Origin of the sequence: Pseudomonas lactucae (assembly GCF_016937615.1) — a bacterium.
In the GTDB taxonomy this organism is placed as follows: Bacteria; Pseudomonadota; Gammaproteobacteria; order Pseudomonadales; family Pseudomonadaceae; genus Aquipseudomonas; species Aquipseudomonas lactucae.
Genome location: NZ_JAFHKI010000176.1, coordinates 1 through 610, shown reverse-complemented (window position 1 = coordinate 610; position 610 = coordinate 1). Strand labels below are relative to the sequence as shown.

1 protein-coding gene is annotated in these 610 nt (G+C 60.5%); it reads right to left on the bottom strand.

Translation table 11 applies throughout. From position 1 onward, the window contains the following. A partial coding sequence (locus JWR98_RS26375) for a DUF6531 domain-containing protein (RefSeq protein ID WP_225908870.1) occupies positions 1-610 on the bottom strand: 610 nt, incomplete at both ends.

Below are 610 nucleotides of genomic sequence, written 5' to 3'. Positions count from 1 at the left end.
TCAGTCGAGCGGTTTTCATGGTCCGTCCACACCACCGAATCGCCGGAAACAGAAAGCCGCTGCGCCAGCGAATGACTCCAACCAAACCCCAACCCAACATCCACTTCCACCGCACTGGTGCGATACAGCCGCGTCCACTCAAACGGCAAAATCCCGTCCAGCACACCGTCGGTCAGGGTGAGCAATTCTTCCCCGGTCACCATCGACACCGGGCAGCCATTAGTCGCGGTCTTGTCCGCCGAAGCCGCCGCATCCCCCTTGGGATTCGTAGCCACGACCGGCACATCGTCGACATGCTCTTGCCGAACCAACACCGTCCGCTGAGACTTGCTACGAACCGCCGGCACAGCGTTCGAAACTGCGTTCTCCCCAACCTTCAACGGCGCAACCGGAATCGTCTTGATCGGCGTCGCCACACTGCCCAGCAGCAATGGTTTAGCTGCCTCGACATGCGGTTCCAATCTCGGCCCCACAAGGTGCTTGGCGAGCAACTCCAACAACCCTCGCACCCGTACGGACTTGATGGAACTCAGCGTTTGGGCGCCCAAGCGCAATGCCACACCGCTGCCCGCCGTCGCCCAAATCAGCAGCAGATTGATCAACACCTCAC